This window comes from Sinorhizobium terangae (assembly GCF_029714365.1).
Lineage (GTDB): Bacteria > Pseudomonadota > Alphaproteobacteria > Rhizobiales > Rhizobiaceae > Sinorhizobium > Sinorhizobium terangae.
On record NZ_CP121659.1, the window covers coordinates 3,632,501 to 3,659,497 of the forward strand.

Consider the following 26,997-nt stretch of genomic DNA (forward strand, 5'->3'; position numbering starts at 1 on the left):
CAGCTCACTGGTCTAAATAAGGGTCTTTGCGCCGAAAATGTAACGGGGCTAAAGCCATGCACCGAAGCTGAGGATGTGCCGCAAGGCACGTGGTAGCGGAGCGTTCCGTAAGCCTGTGAAGGGATACCCGTGAGGGGTCCTGGAGGTATCGGAAGTGCGAATGTTGACATGAGTAACGATAAAGAGGGTGAGAGACCCTCTCGCCGAAAGACCAAGGGTTCCTGCTTAAAGTTAATCTGAGCAGGGTTAGCCGGCCCCTAAGACGAGGCGGACACGCGTAGTCGATGGGAACCACGTTAATATTCGTGGGCCTGGTGGTAGTGACGGATCGCTTAACTTGTCTGGACTTATTGGATTGTCCAGGCCTGGACGCGGTCCCGGGAAATAGCTCCACCGTATAGACCGTACCCGAAACCGACACAGGTGGTCAGGTAGAGTATACCAAGGCGCTTGAGAGAACTGCGTTGAAGGAACTCGGCAAATTGCACGCGTAACTTCGGAAGAAGCGTGACCCTTTTGTACGCAAGTATGATGGGGTGGCACAGACCAGGGGGTAGCGACTGTTTATCAAAAACACAGGGCTCTGCGAAGTCGCAAGACGACGTATAGGGTCTGACGCCTGCCCGGTGCTGGAAGGTTAAGAGGAGGGGTGCAAGCTCTGAATCGAAGCCCCAGTAAACGGCGGCCGTAACTATAACGGTCCTAAGGTAGCGAAATTCCTTGTCGGGTAAGTTCCGACCTGCACGAATGGCGTAACGACTTCCCCGCTGTCTCCAACGCAGACTCAGTGAAATTGAATTCCCCGTGAAGATGCGGGGTTCCTGCGGTCAGACGGAAAGACCCCGTGCACCTTTACTATAGCTTTACACTGGCATTCGTGTCGGCATGTGTAGGATAGGTGGTAGGCTTTGAAGCAGGGACGCCAGTTCCTGTGGAGCCGTCCTTGAAATACCACCCTTATCGTCATGGATGTCTAACCGCGGTCCGTCATCCGGATCCGGGACAGTGTATGGTGGGTAGTTTGACTGGGGCGGTCGCCTCCGAAAGAGTAACGGAGGCGCGCGATGGTGGGCTCAGAGCGGTCGGAAATCGCTCGTCGAGTGCAATGGCATAAGCCCGCCTGACTGCGAGACTGACAAGTCGAGCAGAGACGAAAGTCGGTCATAGTGATCCGGTGGTCCCGCGTGGAAGGGCCATCGCTCAACGGATAAAAGGTACGCCGGGGATAACAGGCTGATGACCCCCAAGAGTCCATATCGACGGGGTTGTTTGGCACCTCGATGTCGGCTCATCGCATCCTGGGGCTGGAGCAGGTCCCAAGGGTTTGGCTGTTCGCCAATTAAAGCGGTACGTGAGCTGGGTTCAGAACGTCGTGAGACAGTTCGGTCCCTATCTGCCGTGGGTGTAGGAATATTGACAGGATCTGTCCCTAGTACGAGAGGACCGGGATGGACATATCTCTGGTGGACCTGTTGTCCTGCCAAGGGCATAGCAGGGTAGCTATATATGGAAGGGATAACCGCTGAAGGCATCTAAGCGGGAAACCCACCTGAAAACGAGTATTCCCTTGAGAACCGTGGAAGACGACCACGTTGATAGGCCGGGTGTGGAAGTGCGGCAACGCATGAAGCTTACCGGTACTAATCGTTCGATCGGCTTGATCGTTCCCATTGCTTATGCTCATCATGGATGCGCATCGCAATTCTTTGTCCTCACGCTGTCGGCCTTCGGCCGACGCTGCGGACGGCGCGCCAGACGACTGGCGGCTCGGCTCTGCCGGCTGCTGGAGTTGTTCGGATAAGACGCATGACGTGTTCAAAACGAAGCAATCGCTTCACCAGCTTCTCGACAATTTGCTCCCCTCCGGGGAGCAACGCTTGCGCTTTGCCGACCTGGTGGTTCTGGCGGGGTGGCTGCACCCGTTCCCATTCCGAACACGGCCGTGAAACGCCCCAGCGCCGATGGTACTTCGTCTTAAGACGCGGGAGAGTAGGTCGCTGCCAGGTCTGCAAATCGCAAGATAAAACATCTTCTCTCACAAACGCCGGCAAACGGCGAAAACAACACAAAACAAAAACGAAAGTTGACGCGGGGTGGAGCAGCCCGGTAGCTCGTCAGGCTCATAACCTGAAGGCCGCAGGTTCAAATCCTGCCCCCGCAACCAACAAAAACCCCCGGTGCCCAAACGCCCGGGGGTTTTGCCGTTCCCCCGCAGACCAACGCACAAACCTCCGCACAGACCGACCAACAGTCACGGTTTCCCTCTCATCGACAGAGAGCAGCCCGCGGGTTTGCCATGACTTCGCAGCGGCCGCACCTCGAATACTCCTCGGCTTGAAGAAAGCGATCGAACACGCCATCGAATTCTTTGGCGAGGAACATGGTCTCGTCGCCGCGGCCGCGTCCTTCGACCGCGAAGGACGGCCGATGTATATCCGCGAGACCATCCGCATCCTGGGCAGCCTCGATCCGCCTTGCAGTCGTCGACTTACTATGATCTCGGCGTGACATTATACGAAGCAGTGGCGGGATTCCTGTTCGCCACCCTCGTCGGCATCATTCTGGGCGTTGTGCTTGCCAAGCTGCCGCGATTGGAGCGGGCGCTTCAGCCGATCATCATCGCCATACAGGTGGTTCCCAAGATCGTTCTGGTGCCGCTGTTCATTCTTTGGTTCGGCTTCGGCATGACCTCCAAGATCGTCATCGCTGCGGTGCTGGCATTCCTGCCGATCCTCAGCAATACGCTGCTCGGCGTAGAGTCGATCGAGGCCGGCCACCGCGATGTGATGAAAAGCTTCGGCGCCAAGTCGTGGCAGCGGCTGATCGTGCTCGAACTGCCGAGCGCAATGCCCGCGGTGCTGACTGGCATGGAGGTTGGAATCATCTTCTTCATGATCGGCGCGGTCATTGGCGAGTTCCTCGCCGGCACGGCAGGACTCGGCCACCTCGCAATCGCGAAGATGAACGCCTTCGAGGCGGCCGGCCTCTTTGCGACCATCATCTTGCTGTCGACCGTCTCCGGCGCGCTCTATTTCCTGATCGTACTCATGCGAAGCGCGTTCACTGGCTGGCACGCGACCGCCGACAACCTGGCCACCGCCCACTAGCGCATCCGCTTTCTGGTGGCATCACTGAAAGCGGATAAGATTCTCTAGAATCAAAGTGCTAGAGCGTCCTCTGTGCGTTCAATTGGACTCACGGCGCTCTGGACTGCGGCTGAGGACTCTCCAAAATGGACGTTTTATTTCGACCAGTGGTCGACCGGGGGCGCCGGCCTTGAGACGGTCCCTAAGTAAGGCAGCCAGATCTTCTCGCACCGCCGGGTCGGACAAGAAGTAGCTGTGCCCGGCGAAGCCTGCATTTCCACGATATTCGATAAAGTCGGCGACACCCGATCGCTGCGAATTCTTCCACAGCGCATTCGAGCCCGCTTCCTTGGCGCTGATACTGGCGCGGGTTAAACGCCCGAGGCGCACAACACTTCCGAACAGCCCGCTTGAAAGGGCGAGCGCCTTGTCATTGGGTGATGAATATATTGTCAGATGGAGCGGGCCGATGGGCGGTAAGAGACCGTAAGGGGTTGCTTTTATTCCGTGCGGCGCGTCGGGGTCGGACACGAAACCGAACAATTTTGTTGTGGCAACGTCGAGGTCGATGTCTGGAGCAAACAGCACCACATTGTTGAGTTTGTACCGCTCGGAAGGAGAAGACCGGGCGGCGTATGCTTCCATTCCCAGTTGGTGAAGGGCGGATAGCAGGACGTCCGCGCCACGGCTGTGCGCGATGAGGTGGAGACGTTTGACGGCTTCGGTCGCGGAAATGATACGAATAGCCTTCTTCACATCCGCAACTGCGAACTCGCCGGACTCACGGTCAATATTATAACCGTAGAAAGCGCCGCCCGATCCGCCCGCGGGCCACGAAAGCGAAACGCAAACAAACTCTTGAGATAGCGTATCGCATAGGTTGCCGGTGGCTTTGGCGGCATCATCGAAGCTATTGTTATAGCCATGTACAAATATGACGACTTCCTTGCGCTTCGCGAGCGAAACGCGGCGGCTCACCTCATCCTGCAGCCCAGCGGCCGCCCGCATATGGGCAGCGACCGTCGTGGGTACCCGACGGGGGCCGTGAGGGGTGAGTTCGATCGGATATGGCGACTGCGGAAATTCTCCCAGCTTGGTCGTCCGTGAAACCTGTAGCGCTGCGTCAGGGTGTCCAGCGGGCCTGCGGTGAAAGGGCGACCGTTTGCGCGCAAGCGTAACCGAACCGAAGCTTACCGAATGACCCCGAAATGAGCTGTAAGCAAGTTCGCCATCAGCAGAGGCGGCAGGTGCGCGGTCAGTCACGTAAAGCAGATCGAGGGGATGATCCTGTTTGATGCGACAACCAGCAGCCTCTTGTCCGGTCAGTAATTCCTGTACGGGGTATCTTACGGTTGAGCAGCTCGTAGCGCCAAGAGTAGCTGTCATCAAGAACAATAAAGTTGTTATTCTTCGCAATCTCTCTATCTGATACATTTATTCGTATTTTCACTCATTGAGCTGCTTACATATTTCTAAAGGAAGTTTTCGCTGCTATCCGACGCGAAGCGTAATGAGTGTTGGAATAATAAAAAACTATACATTGGTTTATCGTCGTTGCTGGCATTTGGGAGGACGACCCAAGACGTCTTTACCTCCTCAATCACGGGATCGGGCGTGCTCTTGAAGAGTGGCTAATATTGTCAAAGCGTTGCGACGCGAAACTCAACCCGCGGCCGGGCATCCTATACTTGCGGATAGAGCGGTTAATCCCGCAAGGTTATCGAATTTCGTGACGTCACCAAATACTCTGCTGCACGAGGCCCGCCAGCCGCTGTCGGCTATTGTAATGGATACGGACATGAATTTGCGCCTGCTGTCGCAGGACACGCCGGACCTGAAAAGGCACCGCTTTGATCTGGGGCGAATGAAGGACTGCGCCCGGCGTGCGGGCGAGCTTGTTCGTCCAACCAGGCCGGCAGCTCAATTGTCGGAATCGCGGCGGCGGGTTTGGGCTATCCCAACTCGCGGTCGAGGCGTAACTTTTCAATCTGCGCTGCATCCTGAGGGCAAGACGAGTGCAGCGTATGACAATCATTCGCGTCGGTTGGAGTTCTAAATTGTGACAGAGCTGCCGACATACGTCGTCGAGACGCTTTGGGAGGATGAGGAATTTGTCCTGTCCCGACGTGCATCGGTCGATGACCACTTTTCGCTTTTGGTGTGGGCGCCAGCGTCGACACAGCCGACGGTGGAGACCGTCGCACGACTCGATCACGCCTACGCGCTTCGGGACGCGTTGGATAGCGCGTGGGCGGCGCGACCTGTGGCGCTGGAGCGCCGGCCTGGGAACACTGCGCTCCTGATCGAGGACACGGGTGGCGAAGTCCTTGCGCGAATGGTTGGAAAGGCCTGGGATCTGACGCCGTTCCTGCACGTCGCGATCGGCCTGGCTGTGGCGCTCGGTCGCCTCCATAGCCGCGGGCTGATTCACAAGGACGTCAAGCCATCCAACATCCTGGTCGACATCGACCGCCGTGAAGCGTGGCTGTCAGGCTTCGGCATTGCTTCTCGCGTGCCGCGTGAACGGCGGGCGCCAGAACCCCCGGAGATCATCGCGGGGACGCTTGCCTATATGGCGCCCGAGCAGACTGGTCGCATGAACCGCTCCATTGATGCGCGCAGCGATCTCTACTCGCTCGGTGTCACGCTGTACGAGATGCTGACCGGGACGCTTCCGTTCACGGCCTCGGATCCGATGGAATGGATCCATTGCCATATCGCCCGCCAGCCGATGCCGCCGGACGAGCGAGCGGAGGGCATTCCGGCTCCGGTTGGAGCGATCGTGATGAAGCTCCTCGCCAAGACCGCCGAGGACCGTTACCAGACCGCCGCCGGCGTCGCCTACGATCTCGAACATTGCCTGAAGGCATGGGAGGCGCACCAACGCATCGACCCGTTTGCGCTGGGCGAGCGCGACATATCGGACCAACTGTTGATCTCGGAAAAGCTGTATGGACGGGAGGCCGAGATCGACACTCTCGTTGCTGCATTCGATCGGGTCGTGAGCCAGGGCAGAACCGAACTCGTGCTGGTCTCCGGCTATTCCGGTATCGGCAAGTCCTCCGTTGTCAATGAACTCCACAAGGTACTGGTTCCACCACGCGGTGTCTTCGCGTCCGGCAAGTTCGACCAGTACAAGCGTGACATCCCATACGCCACCTTGGCGCAGGCGCTGCAAAGTCTCGTGCGTCAGTTGCTAAGCAAGAACGATGCCGAACTCGCTCGCTGGCGCGCCGACATACGCGAGGCGCTGGGGGCGAACGGCTCGCTGATGGTCGACCTCATTCCGGAACTTGCTCTCATCGTCGGCGGGCAGCCGCCGGCGGCCGACCTGCCGCCGCAGGAGGCGCAAACGCGATTCCAGCAGGTCTTCCGTCGATTCCTCGGCGTGTTCGCTCGGGCGGAACATCCGCTCGCCCTGTTCCTCGATGATCTGCAATGGCTGGACAGGGCGACGCTCGACTTGATCGAACATCTCAGCACCCATCCGGAGGTCCGCCACCTTCTGTTGGTCGGCGCATATAGGGACAACGAGGTGGGTCCGACGCACGCGCTGGTACGGACACTTGGCGCGATCCGCAATGCCAACGGAAGGGTGCAGGAGATCGTGCTCGAGCCTCTCAAGCCCCGCGATGTGGGGCATCTGGTCGTCGACGCATTGCACTGCGCCCCGGTTATCGCCCAGCCGCTGGTAGAGCTGGTGCACGAAAAGACCGGGGGAAATCCGTTCTTCACGATCCAGTTCTTGATGGTCCTTGCCGAGGAGGCGCTGCTCGCGTTTGACCATGACGCGGGGGTCTGGACCTGGGACATGGCCCGCATCAGGGCCAAGGGCTTCACCGTTAACGTTGTCGATTTCATGGCCACGAAGCTCAGCCGTCTGCCGGGCAAAACGCGGGACTTCTTGGGAAAACTCGCGTGCCTCGGAAATCGGGGACGGACCGCCGCAATGAGTATGGTTTTCGGCGTGTCTGAAGACGAGATCCATGTGGCTCTCTGGGAGGTCGTGCGCGCAGGACTCATCTCCCGTCAGGAGGGCGCATATGTCTTCCTCCATGACCGTGTCCACGAAGCGGCCTATGCCTTGATCTCCGAAGATGAGCGGGTGGCAGTGCACCTGCAGATTGGCAGGACACTGGCCGCACGGACGACGCCCGCCGAAATCGACACGAAGATCTTCGAGATCGTCAATCAGCTCGATCGCGGCGCGGCCTTGATTCAATCGGATGAAGAGCGGGAGCGGGTCGCAGCTCTCAACCTGCGTGCAGGCAAGCGCGCGAGGACTTCAACGGCTTATGCCTCGGCATTGACCTATTTCGCCGCCGGTCGCGCCTTGTTGGAGGATGGCTGCTGGCAGCGACAGTATCGCCTAGTGTTCGATCTGGAACTCCATCTGGCCGAATGTGAATTCCTGACCGGCGAACTCGCCTCAGCAGAGAAACGCCTCTCAGCCCTGGTGGACCGTGCGGCAACCGTTGTCGACAGAGCCGCGGTCACGCACTTGCGCCAGGCGCTTTACCTCACTCTTAACCGGCCCGATCGCGCCATCGACGTCGGCTTGGAATATCTCCGCAGTGTCGGCATCGACTGGTCGCAGCAACCGTCGGAAGAGGTCGTACGTCAGGAACTCGAGCGCATGTGGCGGCTGCTCGACGGCCGATCGATTGAGCAGCTCATTGATCTTCCGTTGATGAGCGACCCCGGTTGGCGCGCGACAATGGACGTTCTCTCGGGCCTGTTCGCGCCGACGCTGCTCACCAACAGCAACCTCTACGACCTCGTCGTCCTTCGTATGGCAACGATCAGTCTGGAGCACGGCAACTGCGATGCCTCGTGCTACGCGTATTCCCACATCAACCGGGTCTTGGGCTTTCGTTTCGGTGACTACCAGACCGCTTTTCGCTTCGGACAGCTTGCATGCGACCTCGTGCAGAACCGTGGCTTGGATCTCTTCGAGGCGCGCGTCTACGCCTCTTTCGGAGCATTCACCGTCCCGTGGATGGAAGACCTTTTTGCTAGCCGCGCACTGATAAGGCGCGGCTTCGATATGGCGAACGCCAACGGCGATCTGACCTATGCGGTTTTTGGCTTCAAGAACCTGATCACGAATCTTGTGGTCTCGGGAGAGCCACTTGGCGACGTGGAACGCGAGGCGGAGGAGGGGCTTGCCTATGCCCGCAAGGCGCGATTTGGTTTCGCCGTCGATTGGTTCACCTGCCAGCTCATGCTGATCCGAGCCCTTCGCGGACCCTCGCTGGACTTCAATTCTGCCGACAATGCGGGATACGGTGACAACGCTTACGAGCGGCACATCAAGGAAGACCCGCCTCTGGCGCTCTGCACCTGCACCTACTGGATTCACAAGCTGCAAGCGTGTGTGCTGGCACAGGATCATGCAAGGGCCATCGAGGCGATGGAGAGCGCTACCCCCTTGCTTTGGGCGACACGGTCATTCCTGGAGGCCGCGGATTATCATTTCTACGGCGCGCTCACACGGGCGGCTGCCTGCGGCCCTGCGGGAAGCGAAGAGCGGGCACAGCATTTTGACCTGCTCCTTGACCACCAACGCCAACTCACGGTGTGGGCGGAAAACTGCCCCGCAAATTTTGCAAATCGCGCAGCATTGGTCGGCGCCGAAATTGCGCGGCTGGAAGGGCGGAATCTGGACGCGATGCGCCTGTACGAAGAAGCGATTCGCTCGGCGCGCGAACACAAGTTTCTACAGAACGAGGGCATTGCCCACGAACTCGCTGCGCGGTTTTACGCGGCACGCGACTTCGAGACGATCGCCAATACCTATTTGCGCAACGCGCGCTATTGCTATCTCCGTTGGGGTGCCGACGCCAAGGTGCGCCAGCTCGATCAGGCCCATCGGCATCTGCGCGGGGAGCCGGTGCGCCCGAGTGCGACATCGACGATCAGCACGCCCGTCGAGCAACTGGATCTCGCCACCGTTGTCAAAGTCTCGCAAGCCGTGTGGGGCGAGACTGTCCTGGAGAAGCTGATCGACAAGCTCATGCGAACTTCGGTTGAGCATGCGGGTGCCGAGCGAGGTCTGTTGATTCTCTCTCGGGGTGATGAGCTGCGCATTGCGGCAGAGGCCACCACCAGCGGCAACACTGTCATCGTGGGGACGCGGGAAGCGGGCGCGGCCGCGGCCGCCCTGCCGGAATCGATCCTCCATTATGTCGTGCGCACCCGGGAGAGCGTAATCTTGGACGATGCCTCAACCGAGAACCCGTTTTCGGCCGATGCGTACGTCCTCGCGCATCACGCTCGTTCCATTCTCTGCGTGCCGCTGATCAACCGGGCCAAACTCGTCGGCGTGCTTTATCTCGAAAACAACCTGATGTCCCATGTGTTCACTCCGACCCGGATCGCCGTGCTGAAACTGGTGGCCCTGCAGGCGGCGATCTCACTGGAGAACAGCCGTCTTTACGGCGACCTCCAGGAACGGGAAGCGAAGATCCGGCGCCTGGTCGACGCCAACATCATGGGAGTCTGCATCTGGAATCTCGAGGGCGCGATTACCGAGGCCAATGAAGAATTTCTGCGCATGGTGGGCTGCAGCCGTGAAGATGTTCTGTCGGGCCGTGTACGCTGGAAGGAGCTCACGCCGTCGGAGTGGCGCGATCGCAACGAGGGAGCGGTGGCGGAGCTACGGGCGGTCGGGAAGTTCCAGCCATTCGAGAAGGAGTTTTTCCGCAGAGACGGCAGCCGCATACCGGTGCTGATCGGTGGCGCACTGTTTGCTGACGGTGGAAATGAGGGCGTCGCGTTCGTGCTCGACTTGACCGAACGCAAGCTCGCCGAAGATGCATTGCGCGAGAGCCAGGAGAATTTGGCGCGCACGGAGCAATTCTCCCTGGTGATGGCGACTCACACGGATCTGGAGGGTCGTTGGCTTAAAGTGCCACCAACTCTCTGCGAGCTGCTGGATTACACAGAGGAAGAACTGCTGGGACGCCGGTTTCACGAGTTCACCCACCCGGACGACGTGGAGGCAGAGTGGAAGCAATGCGCGCGGCTCATCCGCGGCGAGTTCAAATCGTTTGATCTGGAGAAGCGCTATATCCGGAAGGATGGCTCCATCGTATGGGTTTATCTGAACGCCTCGGTTGTATTGGACGTCAACGCCGCGCCGGTTCACTTTCGGACCTACATCCGAGACATCACCCAGCGCAAACGGCAGGAGCAAGCGTTGGGCCAGAGCGAGGAGCGTTATCGTACGCTCGCCGAGACCGCCACGGACGTCATTCTGGCGATGGACCAGAAGAGCACAATTCTGTTCGCCAACGGGGCGGTGGAGAAGGCCTTCGGTTATACCCCAACGGAAATAGTCGGTCGGAAGATCACCATGCTCATGCCCGAGCGCATGCGGCACCGCCACGAACAGGCGATGAGTCGTTATCTGGAATCCGGGGAGAAACGGATGTCGTGGAACGCCGTGTCTTTGCCCGGATTGCACAAGAACGGAAAAGAGATTGACCTGGACGTGTCGTTTGCCCAGGTGGGGACGGGAGATGAGCGGTTCTTCAGCGGGATCCTGCGCGACGTGACCGAGCGCAAGCGAACGGAAGAAGTGCTCCGCCAGACGCGGGCGGAATTGGCCCATGTTGCGCGCGTGGCAACGCTCGGAGAGATGAGCGCTTCGATTGCCCACGAAGTCAATCAGCCGCTTGCCGCGGTCGTCAACAGCGCCAGCGCGTGTTTGCACTGGCTCGATGCGCAGAAGCTGCAGGAAGCTCGGCGCTCGGCCTCGCGGGCGATCGCGGAAGGCCGCCGGGCGAGCGAAATCATCTCTCGCGTACGCGCGCTCGCCAACAAGGCGCCGCCCCAAAAGGACTGGCTCGACGTCAATGAGACGATACACGAAGTCATTGCACTGGCACGCGGCGAGATGCAGCAGAACGGTGTGGCCCTGGAGACCCAGCTATCGAGCGATGTGCCGATCATCCTGGCAGACCGCATTCAACTGCAGCAGGTGATTCTGAACCTGATGATGAACGCCATCGAGGCCTTGAACAGCGTTGAAAGGGATGGGCGCGAGTTGCTGGTTCGCTCCGCCACGGACAAATCGGAGCACGTCGTGATCTCGGTCCAGGATTCGGGCCCGGGGTTCGATCCGAACCGCATGGACCTGCTCTTCGATGCCTTCTATACGACCAAGCCGCAAGGGTTGGGCATGGGGCTGGCGATCAGCCGGACTCTTATCGAGGCCCACGGCGGGCGCCTATGGGCGACGGCAAATGCGCCACGGGGCGCTGTTTTTCAGTTCATGCTACCGGTTAATAGCGAGAAGCTAGCCTGACCGAACCGGCCCGGCCGGCACTCGCCTGCGAGGGGCCTCGATACAACGACGGCCGCGCACGCTTTTCTTTATCCATTTTACAGCGCCGCGCGTCCAATCGGACGCGCAAAGGTCGCTGTAGCACTTTGATTTGCTGCATGATTTTATCCTTAAATCGATTCCGATTTAAGGAATCATGCAGTAGAACTTGGGCCTCGTCGCCTCACGAGCTGGATGGAGCGCATATTGCGCGTCACTTCATGTGTCCCCAATTGACGGCAGCTCGATTTCATGTCACAGACTGTGTCTATAAAACTTTGGAGCAAGCTGCATGACGAACGTCCGCACCTACAACAGCCCTTTGCGCGCAGAAAAGGCACGTGAGACGCGGGAGGCAATCCTCTCCGCGCTGTTCGAGTTGATGGATTCGGCGGGCGCCATGGACGATGTCTCCACAGAAGCGATTGCGCAAAAGGCCGGGGTGCAACGCAGAACGATCTTTCGTCATTTCGCGACCAAGGACGAAATGCTTGCCGCTTTCTGGCCCTGGCTTAACGCCCGAATTGGCACCTCCGCGACGCCGATGACGTTGAAAGAAGTCGTCGATGGCCCGCGGCAGGCATTTCCGCAGTTCGACATGCACGAGCCGGCGATCCGCGCCTCGCTGCATTCCAAAGCCGGTCGCGAGATGCGGATCGGTACAGTTGCGGCCCGCCGCGCGCATTTCGCGCGCGCCTTGGCTCCGGCCATTGCCTCCCTCCCGGCCTCCGAGGCCTGGAAGGTCGAGGCGCTGGCGCACCTGCTCTTCTCGGCCTCCGCATGGGAGGCTCTGAAGGACTATGGCGGTCTCACTGGCGCCCAGGCCGGTGAGGCTGCCTCCTGGGCGCTTGAGGTGATCCTGTCCGCGGTCACATCCGGCCACACACCCGCGGACGTCGCATCGCAACCAAAGGAGACAAGCGATGAAGTTTGACGTCACTACTTCTGAAAGCGGCGAGGCCCTCTGGGTCGTTGCCGATCGTATCCGGTTCCTTGGCGGCATCGCGGGCTCGGGCCTCGAACTGATCGAGGTCGAGATTCCGCCGGGCTCTGGGACCCCGCCCCATACCCACGCTTCGCCCGAAATGTTCTATGTGACGGAAGGCGAGGTAACGGTTCGCCGCTTTACGGCCGACGGTCCACCGGAGGTGACGGTTGCTGGACCCCACGCCGCAATCCATATCGGGTCGATGACGCCGCACAACTACTCGAACGACAGCGGCCGCACGGCACGAATGCTCGTCCTCCTCGAATCGTCCATGATCGCCTTCTTCCGCGACATCGGCACCAGCGAGCCTCAGGCGCAGCCGGACTTCGCGCGGATCGGCTCAGCCATGCAACGTCATGGCATCGAGATGTTGACGATTGCGGCTTGAGCGGCGCTGTCGCTAGCGCGGGATGAGCAAAAGTGTGTACGGTTTTCCGCCCGCATCATGCGCTTATTCGAATCCGTCACGTTTATGATTTTAGGTCGATCGGACCTAAAATCATCGTGATCTAACGCACGCCATGACGGACCTTCGACATGGCACCGGACCGTCGGAAACAGTCCGGTGATCACGCTGAGGAGCAGCCCGACATCAAGCCGATCGGACGATGTTTCTGTCAAGCCAGCGCACATCCTGCTGCAATCGGGCATAGGACCGGGTCGGTATCATGCCGTGATGTGTGGCTGCCACTTCGTTTGCGTCGGCCCGGATGTTCCGTTCCTCACGATGCAGCCTGTTGAAGGCCACCGGACCAAGCTTGCCTTCGGCGCGCTCCGACTCGATGCGCCGATCGGCCGTGCGAAGCTCGTGGAGGATATTGGCGAGCCGCGGACCCCGAACGGACATGGCGGGTGTTGCCGTTCCGACGGCTGGTGCCGGAGGAGTCATCGCGCCGTCATTGGGGAATACTCCCTGGTAGTAGTCGCCATTTTCGGGACCGATCGAGGGTGCCTGGCCATGGTGCTGTCCGGCCGCGAGGGCGTTGCCTGCCACGAGTGACAGGGCAAGAGCTGCGATTGCTGATGTCGTGATAAGCGAGCGCATTTTGCGTCTCCTTGATCATTGGAAGCTATGGGCTTCCGCGGGGCCGTCTCACACTGTCGCGTCGCGACCACGTCGATCGCCGGCAGTATCCAGCCTCACAAACATCATAAAATGAGCGGAAGCGTGGTTCACGTTAACAATAATTAAAGTTTATGCGTATCCTGGAGTCCAATTTTCGCCAAATTCTACTTCCAAATGGCATGAAATAGATATTGGGCTGCGCCTCAGTTTCATGAACATATTGTAATGTGTCCATCAGTTCTCAGAGATAAAGGCTGTAGATTGCTTCAGCGCCGGCAACGCGCTTCTGCCAGAATTCCCTTGCAAGTTCCTCCTACCTCCTATGCGTCGTACCTTCTTGACGGGTAACGATCATTACCGTACGTGCTTATGGTAACGCCAATTACCGGAGGTCGCCGTGGTGCAACCCGACAGGAAATCGTTCGGACCATCGATAGACATCGACGATTACAAGCAAACCGAAGAGGCATTGCGCGAACGGGAGCGGGAGCTCTTCCAGCTCATCGACATGGTTCCGATCCATATCTGGCGAATGAAGCCCGACGGCGAGCCGACCTTCTTCAACAAACAGAAGGTGGATTTTCTCGGAATGGACGTTGGGGATACGGACAAGCCGGGCATGAGCCGATTGGCGGCGCTTGTAGAGACCGTCGTCCATCCAGATGATGCAGCCAAGCTGGCGGACACGCTCGGCCACTCCCTCGTTACCGGCGAGCACTTTTCCATGCGCTATCGCCTGCGCCGCGCCGACGGCGTCTATCGGTGGATATCGAGCCGCGCCGATCCGATGCGGGATCAGGACGGGCGCATCGTCCAGTGGTACGGCCTCTGCCACGACATCGACGATCAGATGCACGCCGAAGAGGCGCTGCGCCAAAGCGAACGGGAGCTTCAGCAACTGATCGATGCCCTGCCGGTCCACATCTGGAGCTGGACGCCCGAAGGCAAGCTGTCATACGTCAGCAAGCGACACCTCAACCTTCTCGGCATCTCGGAGGGGAGCATCGAGGATTTCGCAAGAATGGCGCAAGAGCTGGTTCATCCCGAAGACGCTCCTGAAGTGGAGCGTACGGCAGCGAACAGCATCAAGACCGGCGACGCCTTCGTGATGCGGTACCGCGGGCGCGGGAAAGATGGCGACTATCGCTGGATGGAGGGCAGGTGCGAGCCTCTGCGCTATCAAGACGGCAAGATCGTGCAATGGTATGGCGTTTCGCTCGATGTTCACGACGGGGGTGCGCGCCCGGGAGGAATTGCGCCACGCCCAGGAAAATCTCGCGCGTGCGAGCCAGGCGGCGAGCCTCGCGGAACTCTCAGCGTCCATTGCGCACGAGGTCAACCAGCCGCTGACGGCTGTGATTACCTCCTCGAATGTCTGCCAGCGGTGGCTTGCGACGGAACCGCCGAACATCGAGCGGGCGCAGAAGAGCGTGGAGCGCATCGCCCGTGCCGCGAGCGCCGCCGCGGAGGTCGTGAGCCGCGTGCGCGCCCGGTTCCGGCAATCCGCGGAAACGAGAGATCCGATCGCGCTCGGCAGCCTCGTCGTGGAGACGCGTGACCTCATGGCCGAGGAGGCGACATGCCGTCGCGTCCGCGTGGATGTCGAGATCGAAAACGGCCTTCCGCCGCTTGCCGTCGATCGCGTCCAGATCCTGCAGGTCCTGATCAATCTCGTTCGCAACGGCATGGAGGCAATGGAGTCCGTTGCGAGTGACCGGGTCCTCCGGATGCGCGTGCGGCGATCGGGGGACGTGGTCCGGACCGAGATCACCGACTGCGGCCCGGGCATCGAATTTCCGGACAGGATATTCGAGCCTTTCTTTACGACCAAGGGGCACGGCATGGGCATGGGGCTCGCGATCTGCCGTTCGATTGTCGAGTCCCACGGCGGGCAATTGTGGGCGGAGAACAACGAGCCTCATGGAACGACGCTTGTCTTCACACTGCCGGTCGTCGACGTGAAGGCGCCGTTTGCTCACGAAGAACCATAGACGTTCTATCCGTGCTACAGCGCCGTGCGTCCTTTAGGACGCACAAAGGACGCTGTAACTCTTTGATTCCACGCATCGTGCTTTCCGAAATCGGGTCCGATTTTCGGGCCGATGCGCTAGCGAGGTCGGACGCCATTCAGGAAGACCTCCACGGCCGAAGCGACCGCCTCCCGCGCCTCTTCGTCCGACGGCGGCGGGCGGAGTGCCAAAATAACCTGAAGAAGGTTATCGCGGATCATGCCGACGAAGAGGCCGGCCAGGCGCAGGCAATCATCCGCCTGAATCTCCCCTCGTTCCCGCGCGAATTCGAGGACCTCGGCGAGACGGGAGGTGGCCCGGCCTGGGCCCTTTTCATAGAACGCCTTGACGAGATCAGGAAAGCGGGTGGCTTCGGTGATGGCAATCCGGTAAATGCCGATCAACGTGGGTGACATGTAAAGGCCCATGAGACGCTGGCCAAAGGCTGTCAGGGTTTCCTCCAGATCGTGTCCTTCGATTTCCTCCACGACCAGGGTCGACAGCAGCTTGTCCGCGCTTTCGGAGACGATCGCGGAGAACAGGCCCTCCTTGTTGCCGAACTCATTGTAGATGTTTCGCTTCGATCCACCGGCACGCTCGATGATCGCATCGATGCTCGTCGCCGCGTAGCCTTGCTCGAAAAAGACGTCGGCCGCCGCTTGAAGAAGGGCCTGCCGGCGAGTTTTCAACCGCCCCGATTTTGCTGCAACCACAACCTTTGACCTCGCCTCATGATGCGTTCCTTGAGTGGTAATTGGCATTACCGACGATGTCAATGGCGGTAGCGGGAGCGACGAAGTGGCTTCGCTGCCTGCAGCAGCGTCAAGTCGATGCGCCAGATCAAGGCGTTCTCGCCTGAGGGCGGCGCCGTCTAAAACATGAGCCAGCTTCGAAAAATCGCGAAACCGTGGATATAGATCGCGCCGAGGAGGAAAAGGACACCAAGGGCAAGGACGCCCCGACTGACCGGTTTCAAGGTGTCTCGCAAGCGGGGAACGTAACGCATCAGCTCTGGACGAAGGGGTTCGCGTGGCACGGACTGCGCGGGGCCCGACTCGCCCGCCTTGGCTTTTGCCTTAGGCAAGGTGAGGACATTGCCGTCACGAACGACCAGCACTGTCGAGCCGCGGTTCCTTACAGCCATGTAGCTTACTCGGTTCGCCCTCGTGCGCGTCGGGCCTATGTCTGTCCGACTCGCGTCCGCCGGGTGTGTGCATGAAGGTTCTCCGACCTGGAGGTTGCCTTGCAGCCGATGAGAGTTGCTCGAGGCGGGCCCAGAGTCTTTCGTTTGCCGAATTCGCACAAGTTATACAGTCGTATGAAAAAACGCCTTTGAGCCGACGGAAGGAGGTTTTTCTGCAAGCGCGAGTCGCCAAAATGTCTGAAGACCCACGACACCCAGTTCTGGTGCCTGGCAAGTCGAACTAAATATAGCCCCTGATGGCTGCCAGGATTCTTGCATCCAAAGTGATGAAGCCACCGCCATTCTTCGCCGACAATGAGACCTTTTGACCCGGTATATACACGCCGAGCTGCTCGAGGCGCCTGACCTGTTCGGCGAGGCGAGCGCCGAAGTCTCCCCCGATCGCATTCGGCGATAGCGTGACAATGGTCAAGCCGGTGCCGGGGCATTCGGCTCCGGACCTGAAGTCTGGCGTGTCGAGGGACCAGGACGCGCCTGACAGGCCGGCCGCCAGGACCTCGACCATCAAGGCAATATTGGCTCCTCGCGGCCCGCCAAAAGCGAGCAGCACTCCTCGCAGCGCCTTGTGCGGGTCAAGGGTGACCTCGCCGTTTTCATCGGTGGCCCATCCCTCGGGAATGGAGCGCCCCTCTGAAGCAGCCCGGACGATGTTGACGAACGCCGTTGCGCTCGACGACTGATCGATGACCAGCGGTCGCTCCGATCCCGACATCGGGGCACCGAAGGCCAGCGGGTTGGTACCATAGACGGCCTTGGCGCCCGGTGTCGCGGCCACCATGGCAGGACTGTTGGCTACCGCAAGCGAGACCAGCCCATCGAGGGCCAGGCGTCTGACGTAGTATCCCAATTCGCCTGCCGTATAGCTGTTCCTCTGCGTGAAGATTGCCACACCGAAGGTCCGCGCCCGGTCGACGAGGTCCTCATAAACGAGGTCGAAGCCGAGCTGGGCGATTCCCCGATTGGCATCCGCGTGAATGAGGGCCGGAAGTCTATGTACGATGCGGGGGCTCGCACCCCCGTCGATGCGGCCCTCCCGCAGGCTCTGCAGGTAGTCGAGGAAATGTGGAAACCCCAGCTCGTCGCGGCCGACCTCGATGGCAGAGAGTGTCGCGTCGACGAGCGACTTCGCCGTCAAATGGCTGGCGCCTGCGGACAGGCAGGCCTCGGTCGCGAGCGACCGAGCCTCGGCAACGGGCAATGTGATCCTCTCGTCGAACATCAGAGCTCCAATGCAACCTTCCTGCCTTCATGGAAGGCATAGGGAGCCTGCCGCGAGGCGGCGCAATCGCCGATTAGATGGAAAGGCAGACCCTGACCCTCCAGATCTTGTGCCAACCAGTTGGCCGACATGTTTGTCGTGGCGAGGACGAGACAGTCTCCCTCGACGAAAGCTTGCCGTCCGGTGTTGTGGTCGACAACCGTTGCGCCGTTCCCGTGCCATTCGACGACGCTGACTTCGACCAGCCAGTTGACGTCGAGCTTCCTCAGGATCCGCCGCAGCGGCACATCGGCCGTCGTTCGCTGGAGTTCCTTGCCGATGAAGGGGTCCGGGGAGAGGATGGTGACTGCATGGCCGTCCTCGGCAAGCTTCCAGGCCGTGCCGCAGCCCCGCCAGCCGCCACCTTCGTCGAGAAGCAGAACGCGGTTTCCGGGCCTCGCTTGACGCGCCACGACGGCCTCGACGGTGAACACGTTGCCGCGCTCGATCCCAGGCAGTGTCTCGACCGCGGGCAGGGCCTTCTGAAACCCTGTTTCCGGTGAATAGGAGCCGGTCGCAAGGATGATCGAATTGGCTCCGTAGGCCAAAATCTCCGATGCCTCCACGTAACAGTTGAGGCGCACGTCGACCTTCAGCTTGTCGAGCTGGCGTTCGTACCACTGGATGAGATCGAGAATCTGCCCGCGACGGGGCTGCATGCCGGCGAGCAGGAAGTTGCCGCCAAGCCGGCTGGAGGCTTCCATCAGGGCGACCTCGTGGCCTCTCTCTGCAGCGACCCGCGCCGCTTCCAATCCCGCCGGCCCGCCGCCCACGACAAGGACCTTCTTCGGTTCCGCGGTCCGAGTGAAACGGTCGCCGCCCCATTCAGATTCCCGTCCCGTGGACGGGTTGATGAGACAGCTTATCCAGTAGTCGCGCGAGCGCCGGCCCCAGCACATCTGATTGCAGGAAATGCATCCCCGGATGTCGTCGGGGCGATCGTCTTTTGCCTTTCGAGCGAGATGCGGATCGGCGATCTGGCCGCGGACGATGGACACCAGGTCCGCTGCACCTTCGCCAAGCACGATTTCGGCATTTTCCGGTGTCCTGATATGACTTTCGGCAATGACCAGCGCCTTCTTCACGGTCCGCTTGAGCGTCGCCCCGAGGTCGGCCCCGAGTTTCTCGGGGTAGAGGAAGGTGGGCATCAGCTTATGGAAGTCCAGATAGCCGCCGGACCCGCAAGTGACGTAGTCGATCAGCCCCAGTTCGTCATGCATGCCGACGATCTCGGCAAGCTCATCTCTGGAGAGCGCGACGCTGTAATCCGGCTCGTCGCTGACGGCGAGGCCGACGATGAAATCGGGTCCGCAGATCGCCCGGATGCGCGCGAGGATCTCGCGTGACATTCGCGTGCGGTTTTCCAGAGAGCCGCCCCAATCGTCGTCCCGGCGGTTCGACCACGGCGTCCAGAATTGATCGACCATACCGAGATAGGCGGCCCAGACTTCGACGCCGTCGAAACCCGCCTCCTGACACCGGCGTGCCGCCTGGACGAAGCCGTCGATGGTTTCCCAGATCTCCGCCTCGCTCATCGGATGCGAGCCATCGCTGTCATGATAGCTGGGGAGACCCGACGGTGACCAATGCGGGTGAAAGGAATTGTCCGAATCGCCATGAGCGCCGACATGATAGAGCTGCTGGATGGCGACAGCGCCGTTGTCCTTGATGGCGGCGGCAACCTTTCTGAAGTGGGGGACCACACTGTCGTCCGAGGGGCGAAAGTTTCCCCGGGTAAGCACGGCTGCCGGATGGACCGGCATGGGTTCCACGACGATCATGGCTGCCCCGCCAATCGCCCGCTCGGCGTAATACGCCGCATGCCGCTCGGTCGGAAGCCCGCCTTCGGCCATGTTCGCCGTATGGGCCCCGAACACGATCCTGTTTCTTAGGGTGCACCCACGGAGCCTGATGGGTGAGAACAGGTGCGGGAACAGCTTAGACATCAGGATTTTCCGGCAATGCCAATGGCAGGCAGGCGTTTCGAGAACTCATAAAACCAGTCCATTCGGTTCCCCTATTGAAGAAGCCGGCACACGTCTTGTTTGCTTTTCGGTTGGATCGGTGCGGCGCGTGCCTGCGCCGCACCTTGTGTCTATCAGAGCGCCGCCTTGATCTTCTCGGCCGCTTCCGGCGAGACCCACTTGGACCAGACATCCTCGTTCTCCTCGAGGAAGTGCTTGGCGCCTTCTTCGCCGCTCGCCTGGTTATCCGTCATCCAGGCCATCAGCTTGCTGACTGTGTCGTTGCTCCAGGACCGCTTGTTCAGGTAGTCCATGACCTCGGGACCGGCCTTCTCCGAGAACGGCTTGGCGACCAGCGTCACGATGGTATCGACCGGCCACGCGCTTGGTTTCGGGTCAGGGCAATCGGCCACGGTAACGCAGCGCTTCCACTCCGCCGCATCTTCCGGAACGCCTGGTTCCAGCTTGACCATCTGGTATTTGCCGAGGAGCGCTGTTGGCGCCCAATAGTAGCCGACCCAGGCTTCCTTGGACTCATATGCTTTGGCGATAGAGCCATCCAAGCCGGCGGCTGAACCGGTGTCGACGAGTTTGAAGCCGGCTTTCTCGGCGTCGAACGCCTTAAACAGCTGAGACGTGACGACGGTGCCGCCCCATCCCTGAGGGCCATTGAAGATCGCCCCCTTCTTGGGGTCTTCCGGATCGGGAAACAGGTCCGGGTGTTTCAACATGTCGGGAATCGTTTTGATGTCTGGGTGGGCATCCGCGAAATATTTTGGGATCCACCAGCCTTGCACGCCGCCATCAGGCAGCGGAGAACCGACCTTGACGATACGGCCTTCTTCCGTTCCCTTCTTGACGACATCGGGCAGCAGATCGATCCACGCCTCCGGCGCGATATCGGGCTCACCCTTTTCCGCCATCGAGGTGATCGTCGGGACGGTGTCGCCGATGGTGATTTCGGCGTCGCAGCCATAACCCTCATTCAGGATGATCTTGTCGAGGTTGGAAAGCACTTCCGCGCTCTGCCAGTTCATGCTCGCGATGGTCAGCGATCCGCATTCCGCAGCGTTGGTGACGGACGCGCCTCCCAGTACACCAAGCATGAGGCAAGTCGATGCAAGTAGATACTTCATTGCCGTTCCCTTTTCTTGTTGCGGCGTATTGTTGAAGAGCAGGATGCCGCGTTTTCCCTGCTCCAACGGCAGCTAGGAGCGTTCTCCCATACTCACCGATTTTCTCTGAGCGGCCGCAAGGCCGTCGGCGACAGCGGCCTCAAAGCCAGCAGCGCGCATTGCTTCGATCGCGGCGGCGGTCGTGCCGCGATAGCCAACAAACGCTTCAACCGTGTCGGCAGGATGTTCGTCGCGACGTTCAAGCAGGCGGCCCGCGCCGATGAGCACCGTGGTCACCGCGCGCCGAGCGATCTCCGGACCAAGTCCGCGCGCTACGGCATCGTTCATCATCGCGGTCGCCAACAATGCGGGAAATGCCGGACCCGATCCGGAAAGGCCCGTCAGGTAATCGATGTCGCTTTCGCTTGCGACCTCGTCCTCAGTTCCGCAGGCATCGAAGATCGCGCGGACGACGGCGCGGTCCTGATCGGTTACGTCCACCGAGCCGATCCAGGGCGTGTAGGACTTGCCTACCTCCGCCGCCGCGTTCGGCAAGCTGCGCACAACTCTCTTCGTATTGTGGTGTTCGGCCAATTGGCTCAAACGAACGCCGGCCATGACGGAAATCACGAGCTTACCATCGGCGTCGATCAGAAGCGGCGGCCAATCTGCGGGCCGGACCGAGACAATGATTACGTCCGAACGGTCGGCGAGCTGTCGGTTGTCGGCGGTCCAGAAGGAGCCGGCAAAGCGGTTCGGCTGCTCTGTACGATAAGAGAGGGAAAGATCATGCGGCTGCACCAAACCGGCATCGAGCAGTGAGGCGGCAATTGCTCCACCGAGCCAGCCGGCTCCACCAACGATGCCAATCCTTAGTGAGCCGCTCATCGTTGTTTATCCTCCGGCCTCTGGTTTGTAGCCGTGCCGCGCGAAGAAGCGATCCAGCTCCCTTCGCTCCGGTACCTGGCCCGTGTAGATGGCAATGTACTCGGGAATCCGCCTCATACGGGTGGCGATATCCTCGCGAGTCTGCATCGAGATGTAGCCGATCTGAACCAGGTAGGTCGTACGCGCGCGGACATCGGCGGTGATCTCTGAATGGCCGAAACGGATAAACATGCGCTTGAGGGCTTCCAACCGCACGTGGTCGGCTTGCTGAACCTCGTTCAGGATGTCTTCGGACTGGAGTGCCCAGCTGCGCACGGCAAACTCGAACTTCGAGTCGAACAGGTCCTTGTTCAGCCAGCAATCGAATACGTTGAGCATCGCCTCGGCCAGCGATTCCGCGTATGCCTCCGATTGCTTCACGATGTTGCCGGTATTCTTGTCCCGCCACCGGCCGATGAGCGCAGCCAGCAGCTCTTCCCGGTCCTTGAAGAACCAGTAGAAGCTCGTTCGCGACAGGTTGAGCCTCTTTGCCAGCGGCAGGATCTTTACGGAGTCCACTCCGCCTTCGAGCAGTGACTCGTAGGCCGCCTCCAGCCACCCCTCCTGCGATCCGCGCCAGCCGCTGTCGTTTGAAACGTGCTCCATAACGATTTCCTAACAAATTGTGAAAGGGCACACAAGAAAAATGTACACTGATGTCGATATCGCAGACCTATATGTTTCTTGACTTGACACTTATGTACATTTCTGCGTAGCGTTTGAGCCGACGTTTCTAGACCGGAGCCCGGCACATGTCGAACGACCCCCTCCTTCAGCCCTATCAGCTCAAGCACTTGACGCTGCGCAACCGCATCATCGTGACGTCGCACGAGCCGGCCTATCCGGAGGATGGCATGCCGAAGGAGCGGTATCGCGCCTATACGGTCGAGAGAGCAAAAGGCGGGGTGGCGCTGACGATGACCGCGGGCTCTGCCGCGGTTTCGAAGGACAGTCCGCCGGTGTTCAACAACCTGCTCGCCTACAAAGACGAGATCGTGCCGTGGATCAGAGAGATGACCGACGCCGTGCACGACGAGGGTGCGGCGATCATGATCCAGCTTACCCATCTCGGCCGGCGCACGCGGTGGGACAAGGGTGACTGGCTGCCGGTTGTCGCCCCCTCCCATCAGCGCGAAGCATCGCACCGCGCCTTCCCCAAGAAGCTCGAAGACTGGGACATCGAGCGCATCATCAAGGATTTCGCCGATGCGGCCGAGCGCATGAAGGCGGGCGGCATGGATGGCGTTGAACTGGAAGCCTACGGTCACCTGCTTGACCAGTTCACGTCGCCGCTAACGAACGAGCTTGACGGTCCTTACGGCGGTTCTCTCGACAACCGCATGCGCTTCTGTTTCGACGTCCTGAAGGCGATCCGCGCACGCGTCGGAGACGATTTCATCCTGGGCGTGCGATACACGGCCGACGAGTGTCTTCCCGGCGGCACGGGCAAGGAGGAAGGCGTTGAAATCTCGAAGCGCCTCAAGGAAAGCGGTCTTATCGATTACCTGAACGTTATCCGCGGGCATATCGATACCGACGCCGGCCTCACCGATGTCATCCCGATCCAGGGCATGGCCAATTCGCCGCATCTCGATTTCGCCGGCGAAATTCGCGCGGCCACGAACTTCCCGACCTTCCACGCAGCGAAGATTCCCGACGTCGCCACCGCGCGCCACGCGATTGCGTCCGGCAAGGTCGACATGGTCGGAATGACCCGCGCCCATATGACGGACCCGCATATCGTCCGAAAGATGATGGAGAAGCGTGAGGACGACATTCGGCCCTGCGTTGGGGCGAACTACTGTCTCGACCGCATCTACCAGGGTGGTGCCGCCTATTGCATCCACAATGCCGCGACCGGTCGTGAACTCACCATGCCGCACACGATCGCGAAAGCGGAGCGCCGCAAGAAGGTCGTGATCGTCGGCGCCGGGCCTGCCGGCCTTGAGGCGGCCCGTGTGGCGGGCGAGCGCGGCCATGAGGTCGTCGTCTTTGAGGCGGCTAACGATCCGGGAGGCCAGATCAGGCTCACGGCTCAAAGCGAACGACGCAGGGAAATGATCAGCATCATCGACTGGCGGATGAGCCAGTGCGAGAAGCTGGGCGTCACCTTCCATTTCAACACCTGGGCGGAGGCTGAGACCGTAGGGGCCGAAAATCCGGACGTCGTCGTCATCGCGACAGGCGGACTTCCGCACACGGACGTCCTCTCCAAGGGCAACGAGCTCGTCGTCTCCGCCTGGGACATCATCTCGGGCGACGTCAAGCCGGGCACCAACGTCCTTATCTTCGACGACGCCGGCGACCATGCCGGCCTGCAGGCCGCCGAATTCCTCGCCAACGCCGGCGCCAAGGTCGAGATCATGACCCCAGACCGCTCCTTCGCGCCGGAAGTCATGGCGATGAACCTCGTCCCCTACATGCGGTCCTTGCAGAAACTGGACGTGACCTTCACCGTCACCTACCGGCTCGATGCGGTTGAACGCGAAGGCAACCAGCTCATCGCCCATGTCGGCAGTGACTATGGCGGCGTTGCGAAGCAGCGTACGGTGGATCAGGTGGTGATCAACCACGGCACCATTCCGCTCGACGAACTGTACTTCGAGCTGAAACCCGTCTCGAGCAATCTCGGGGAGATGTCGCACGATCAGCTGATCGCCGGGGAGCAGCAGTCCGTCCTGCGCAACCCACAGGGCAAATTCCAGCTCTTCCGCATCGGCGACGCAGTCGCGGCGCGCAACACGCACGCCGCAATCTACGACGCGCTTCGGCTTCTCAAGGACGTCTGACATCCAGGAGGATCGTCCAGCGGACGGCCCTCCCTCGTTCGTACAGGGGAATTCAATGGCAGGTCGAAGCGAGGCTCTTCAGTCATTCGTCGATGCAGCCCTTACGGCATTCGACCAATTCGCCCGAGCTCCGGAATCGCGCCGCTCGATCCGGCGGATTTTTTCTGCGCTTGAGGTTCCGGGCCCGCAAAGGTCTGGTCCGGGGAGCCGGCTGCCGGTGTGTGCCCAACTCGACGCGGCGCTCGCCGTCGAGACCGAATACGGTTCGCTTCGCCGCTTGATCGACCGCTTCAAGGCGATCGAACCGTTGCTCGAATGGCGCCGGCGGTCGAACAATGACGGTTCCGAAAGCGTGAATTTCTTCGAAGGCCACGCCAATGCGATGATCATTGGGCCCGGCGGCCTCGAAGATCGGCGGGACCTGTGGATCGGCGTCACCCTCATGGCGCCAAATGTTCGCTATCCGGACCATGATCATGCACCCGACGAGGTCTATCTCGTTCTTTCGGAGGGGGAATTCCGGCAGGGACAAGGAGCCTGGTTCTCGCCGGGCGTCGGCGGTTCCTTCTACAATGAGCCCGGAATCAGACACGCCATGCGATCGGTCGACGCCCCGCTCTTTGCCTTCTGGGCGTTGCTCGTAGCGTATCCGGCCCAGTAAGCCCCGGCGGCCGAACGCCCGCAGAAATCCGGGATTGCGCGGCACGCGATCGGGCGGCGCCCGGCGAGAAAGTGGCACCCGCGATGAACACGGAATCGCTGTGACGTCCAAACCGTCTAGTGGGCGCGGAGAACCTCTTCCCAATTTCCGGTTGAAATCAGGGACGTCTCGATTAAGCTATCTGCGGCACCAAGGCGTTACACAGATCCGACTACTGCATGTTTCCTTAAATCATATCCGACTTAGGGATCAAAACGTGCAGCAAGTGCTACAGCGTCCGCGTCTGACAAGACGCGCGGCGCTGTGGCGTCGAAGATGATGTGTTCTTGCGACCAAGTGGGATGTGCGGTGCCGCGTTTCCTCGTAGCGTTTATCTCTGTTCTTCTTGCGGTTCCGAGCCTCTCCGGTACCTACGCGCAGGAGTCTTCGCCCGCACCGGCCGGCAAGACGGCTCCAGCCAAACAGGTCTCGGAGATCAAGCTCGGCTACCTTCGTGCCTATGCGCCGCAACTTGCCCTTTCTGTGCTGGACGTGCCGCCGCGCGACGAAGGTGTCGCGGGGGCGGAGGTCGCGATCGGCGACAACAACACGACCGGCAGGTTCCTCGGACAGAAGTTTACGCTCGATGTGTCCGAGGTGAAGCCGGATGCCGACGTCGTACCTGCCTTCAATGACATGGTCTCGAAGGGCGTTCTCTACATTCTCGCCGATCTCTCCGCCGCGCAGCTTCTGTCGATTGCCGATCTCGCCCGTGACAAGGGCATTTTGATCTTCAACGTTGGTGCCCCGGACGACCGTCTGCGCGAGGAGGACTGCCGGGCGAACGTCTTCCACACGGCGCCGACGCGAACCATGCTCGCCGATGGGCTGGCGCAATATCTGATATGGAAACAGTGGCGCCGATGGGTGCTGGTCTACGGCTCTCATGAGCCGGACAAGCTGTTCGCCGATGCGCTCCGCCGCGCCGCGACCCGCTTCGGCGGCGAGATCGTGGCGGAAAAGGAATTCACCGATACCGGCACGGCGCGGCGGACGGATACCGGCGTGGTCCAGATCCAACGGCAGATGCCGGTTTTCACTCAAGGCTTCCCCGATCACGATGTGCTGCTCGTGGCCGACGAGAGCGAGGTTTTCGGAACCTATGTGCCGTTCCGGACCTGGATTCCGCGTCCGGTCGCCGGGACCGCCGGCCTGATCCCTTCTGCCTGGCATCCGGCCAGCGAGCAATGGGGCGGCACGCAGATACAGAACCGCTTCGCCAAGGCCAACGGCAGACGGATGTTGTCCAAGGACATGGCCGCGTGGACCGCTGCGAGGATTATCGGCGATGCTGCCACGCGCACGCAAAGTGCCGACCCCGAAAAGCTTGCGGCCTTCATTCGCGCCGATGACTTTTCGATCGCCGCGTTCAAGGGGCAGCGGCTGACCTTCCGCAAATGGAACTGGCAGTTGCGCCAGCCGATCTTCCTCGGAGACGGCCGTTCCGTCGTATCGACGTCGCCGCAGGAAGGATTCCTGCATCAGGTTTCCGAGCTCGACACGCTCGGGATCGATCAGCCGGAGACCCAATGCAAGCTGAAATAGGCTACAGCGCCGCGCGT

General features: G+C 60.5%; 17 protein-coding genes, 1 tRNA gene, 2 rRNA genes and 1 pseudogene (1 of these 21 running past the window's edge). 12 read left to right on the forward strand and 9 right to left on the reverse strand.

The features are described 5' to 3' along the window. The 5 genes from QA637_RS17080 to QA637_RS17100 form a co-directional block, all read left to right on the forward strand. Positions 1 to 1,665, forward strand: a 23S ribosomal RNA gene (locus QA637_RS17080); it begins 1,234 nt to the left of the window's first position. A 226-nt stretch (positions 1,666 to 1,891) separates the two neighbouring features. Then, a 5S ribosomal RNA gene (gene rrf, locus QA637_RS17085) occupies positions 1,892 to 2,006 on the forward strand. A gap of 81 nt (positions 2,007 to 2,087) precedes the next feature. Beyond that, positions 2,088 to 2,164, forward strand: a tRNA-Met gene (locus QA637_RS17090). 170 nt (positions 2,165 to 2,334) lie between these two features. Continuing rightward, entirely contained in the window at positions 2,335 to 2,508 is a 174-nt protein-coding gene (locus QA637_RS17095; RefSeq protein WP_167528317.1) for a hypothetical protein, read from the forward strand. Next, positions 2,505 to 3,107 carry an ABC transporter permease gene (locus QA637_RS17100; RefSeq protein WP_167528318.1) on the forward strand — a complete coding sequence of 201 codons (603 nt, stop codon included), beginning with the start codon at positions 2,505 to 2,507 and terminating at the stop codon, positions 3,105 to 3,107. The genes QA637_RS17095 and QA637_RS17100 overlap by 4 nt, the downstream gene beginning before the upstream one ends. A 78-nt stretch (positions 3,108 to 3,185) precedes the next feature. Here the strand turns inward: QA637_RS17100 and QA637_RS17105 are convergent, their stop codons facing one another. Next, a complete protein-coding gene (locus QA637_RS17105) occupies positions 3,186 to 4,064 on the reverse strand; it encodes an alpha/beta hydrolase (protein WP_283062429.1) in 879 nt (292 codons plus the stop codon). Positions 4,065 to 5,145: 1,081 nt separating this feature from the next. On the opposite strand from QA637_RS17105, the gene QA637_RS17110 reads away from it, so the two are divergent. From QA637_RS17110 to QA637_RS17120, 3 genes are all read left to right on the forward strand, one after another. Further along, positions 5,146 to 11,397, forward strand: a complete 6,252-nt coding sequence (locus QA637_RS17110) for a PAS domain S-box protein (RefSeq protein ID WP_283062431.1) — start codon at positions 5,146 to 5,148, stop codon at positions 11,395 to 11,397. Between the two features lie 310 nt (positions 11,398 to 11,707). Then, positions 11,708 to 12,349 (forward strand): TetR/AcrR family transcriptional regulator, encoded by a 642-nt coding sequence (locus tag QA637_RS17115; RefSeq protein ID WP_283062433.1) that lies wholly within the window; start codon positions 11,708 to 11,710, stop codon positions 12,347 to 12,349. Beyond that, entirely contained in the window at positions 12,339 to 12,791 is a 453-nt protein-coding gene (locus QA637_RS17120; RefSeq protein ID WP_283062434.1) for a cupin domain-containing protein, read from the forward strand. The genes QA637_RS17115 and QA637_RS17120 overlap by 11 nt, the downstream gene beginning before the upstream one ends. A gap of 204 nt (positions 12,792 to 12,995) precedes the next feature. On the opposite strand, the gene QA637_RS17125 is transcribed toward QA637_RS17120, so the two are convergent. Next, positions 12,996 to 13,448, reverse strand: coding sequence for a hypothetical protein (locus tag QA637_RS17125; RefSeq protein ID WP_283062436.1), 453 nt, complete (start codon positions 13,446 to 13,448; stop codon positions 12,996 to 12,998). Between the two features lie 472 nt (positions 13,449 to 13,920). Here QA637_RS17125 and QA637_RS30990 point away from each other — a divergent pair. Then, positions 13,921 to 15,460, forward strand: a pseudogene (locus tag QA637_RS30990) (sensor histidine kinase); the annotation flags it as partial. Positions 15,461 to 15,576: 116 nt separating this feature from the next. On the opposite strand, the gene QA637_RS17140 reads toward QA637_RS30990, so the two are convergent. From QA637_RS17140 to QA637_RS17170, 7 genes are all read right to left on the reverse strand, one after another. Continuing rightward, positions 15,577 to 16,191 carry a TetR/AcrR family transcriptional regulator gene (locus QA637_RS17140; protein ID WP_283062440.1) on the reverse strand — a complete coding sequence of 205 codons (615 nt, stop codon included), beginning with the start codon at positions 16,189 to 16,191 and terminating at the stop codon, positions 15,577 to 15,579. A gap of 158 nt (positions 16,192 to 16,349) precedes the next feature. Further along, positions 16,350 to 16,622 carry a hypothetical protein gene (locus QA637_RS17145; protein ID WP_283062442.1) on the reverse strand — a complete coding sequence of 91 codons (273 nt, stop codon included), beginning with the start codon at positions 16,620 to 16,622 and terminating at the stop codon, positions 16,350 to 16,352. A gap of 280 nt (positions 16,623 to 16,902) precedes the next feature. Further along, the gene (locus tag QA637_RS17150) at positions 16,903 to 17,901 is read right to left on the reverse strand and encodes an Ldh family oxidoreductase (RefSeq protein WP_283062443.1); all 999 of its coding nucleotides are present in this window, start codon (positions 17,899 to 17,901) and stop codon (positions 16,903 to 16,905) included. Next, entirely contained in the window at positions 17,901 to 19,886 is a 1,986-nt protein-coding gene (locus QA637_RS17155; protein WP_283062444.1) for an oxidoreductase, read from the reverse strand. The genes QA637_RS17150 and QA637_RS17155 overlap by 1 nt, the downstream gene beginning before the upstream one ends. Before the next feature lie 152 nt (positions 19,887 to 20,038). Beyond that, positions 20,039 to 21,040, reverse strand: a complete 1,002-nt coding sequence (locus QA637_RS17160) for an ABC transporter substrate-binding protein (protein WP_153441085.1) — start codon at positions 21,038 to 21,040, stop codon at positions 20,039 to 20,041. 72 nt (positions 21,041 to 21,112) lie between these two features. Beyond that, a complete protein-coding gene (locus QA637_RS17165) occupies positions 21,113 to 21,907 on the reverse strand; it encodes a pyrroline-5-carboxylate reductase family protein (protein WP_283062446.1) in 795 nt (264 codons plus the stop codon). 6 nt (positions 21,908 to 21,913) lie between these two features. Continuing rightward, the gene (locus tag QA637_RS17170) at positions 21,914 to 22,552 is read right to left on the reverse strand and encodes a TetR/AcrR family transcriptional regulator (RefSeq protein ID WP_283062448.1); all 639 of its coding nucleotides are present in this window, start codon (positions 22,550 to 22,552) and stop codon (positions 21,914 to 21,916) included. Between the two features lie 146 nt (positions 22,553 to 22,698). On the opposite strand from QA637_RS17170, the gene QA637_RS17175 reads away from it, so the two are divergent. From QA637_RS17175 to QA637_RS17185, 3 genes are all read left to right on the forward strand, one after another. After that, positions 22,699 to 24,735, forward strand: coding sequence for an NADH:flavin oxidoreductase (locus QA637_RS17175; RefSeq protein ID WP_283062449.1), 2,037 nt, complete (start codon positions 22,699 to 22,701; stop codon positions 24,733 to 24,735). 55 nt (positions 24,736 to 24,790) lie between these two features. Next, on the forward strand, positions 24,791 to 25,396 hold the full coding sequence (locus QA637_RS17180) for a dimethylsulfoniopropionate lyase (RefSeq protein WP_283062450.1): 606 nt from the start codon (positions 24,791 to 24,793) through the stop codon (positions 25,394 to 25,396). A gap of 348 nt (positions 25,397 to 25,744) precedes the next feature. Then, complete coding sequence (locus QA637_RS17185) at positions 25,745 to 26,980, forward strand: ABC transporter substrate-binding protein (RefSeq protein WP_283062452.1); 1,236 nt, start codon at positions 25,745 to 25,747, stop codon at positions 26,978 to 26,980. Positions 26,981 to 26,997: the final 17 nt, after the last annotated feature.

Coding starts and splice junctions, on each gene's coding strand:
- QA637_RS17175 (WP_283062449.1), top strand. CDS start 22,699: ATGTCGAACGACCCCCTCCTTCAGCCCTATCAGCTCAAGCACTTGACG.
- QA637_RS17150 (WP_283062443.1), bottom strand. CDS start 17,901: ATGTTCGACGAGAGGATCACATTGCCCGTTGCCGAGGCTCGGTCGCTC.
- QA637_RS17120 (WP_283062434.1), top strand. CDS start 12,339: ATGAAGTTTGACGTCACTACTTCTGAAAGCGGCGAGGCCCTCTGGGTC.
- QA637_RS17160 (WP_153441085.1), bottom strand. CDS start 21,040: ATGAAGTATCTACTTGCATCGACTTGCCTCATGCTTGGTGTACTGGGA.
- QA637_RS17180 (WP_283062450.1), top strand. CDS start 24,791: ATGGCAGGTCGAAGCGAGGCTCTTCAGTCATTCGTCGATGCAGCCCTT.
- QA637_RS17125 (WP_283062436.1), bottom strand. CDS start 13,448: ATGCGCTCGCTTATCACGACATCAGCAATCGCAGCTCTTGCCCTGTCA.
- QA637_RS17170 (WP_283062448.1), bottom strand. CDS start 22,552: ATGGAGCACGTTTCAAACGACAGCGGCTGGCGCGGATCGCAGGAGGGG.
- QA637_RS17145 (WP_283062442.1), bottom strand. CDS start 16,622: ATGGCTGTAAGGAACCGCGGCTCGACAGTGCTGGTCGTTCGTGACGGC.
- QA637_RS17115 (WP_283062433.1), top strand. CDS start 11,708: ATGACGAACGTCCGCACCTACAACAGCCCTTTGCGCGCAGAAAAGGCA.
- QA637_RS17155 (WP_283062444.1), bottom strand. CDS start 19,886: ATGTCTAAGCTGTTCCCGCACCTGTTCTCACCCATCAGGCTCCGTGGG.
- QA637_RS17165 (WP_283062446.1), bottom strand. CDS start 21,907: ATGAGCGGCTCACTAAGGATTGGCATCGTTGGTGGAGCCGGCTGGCTC.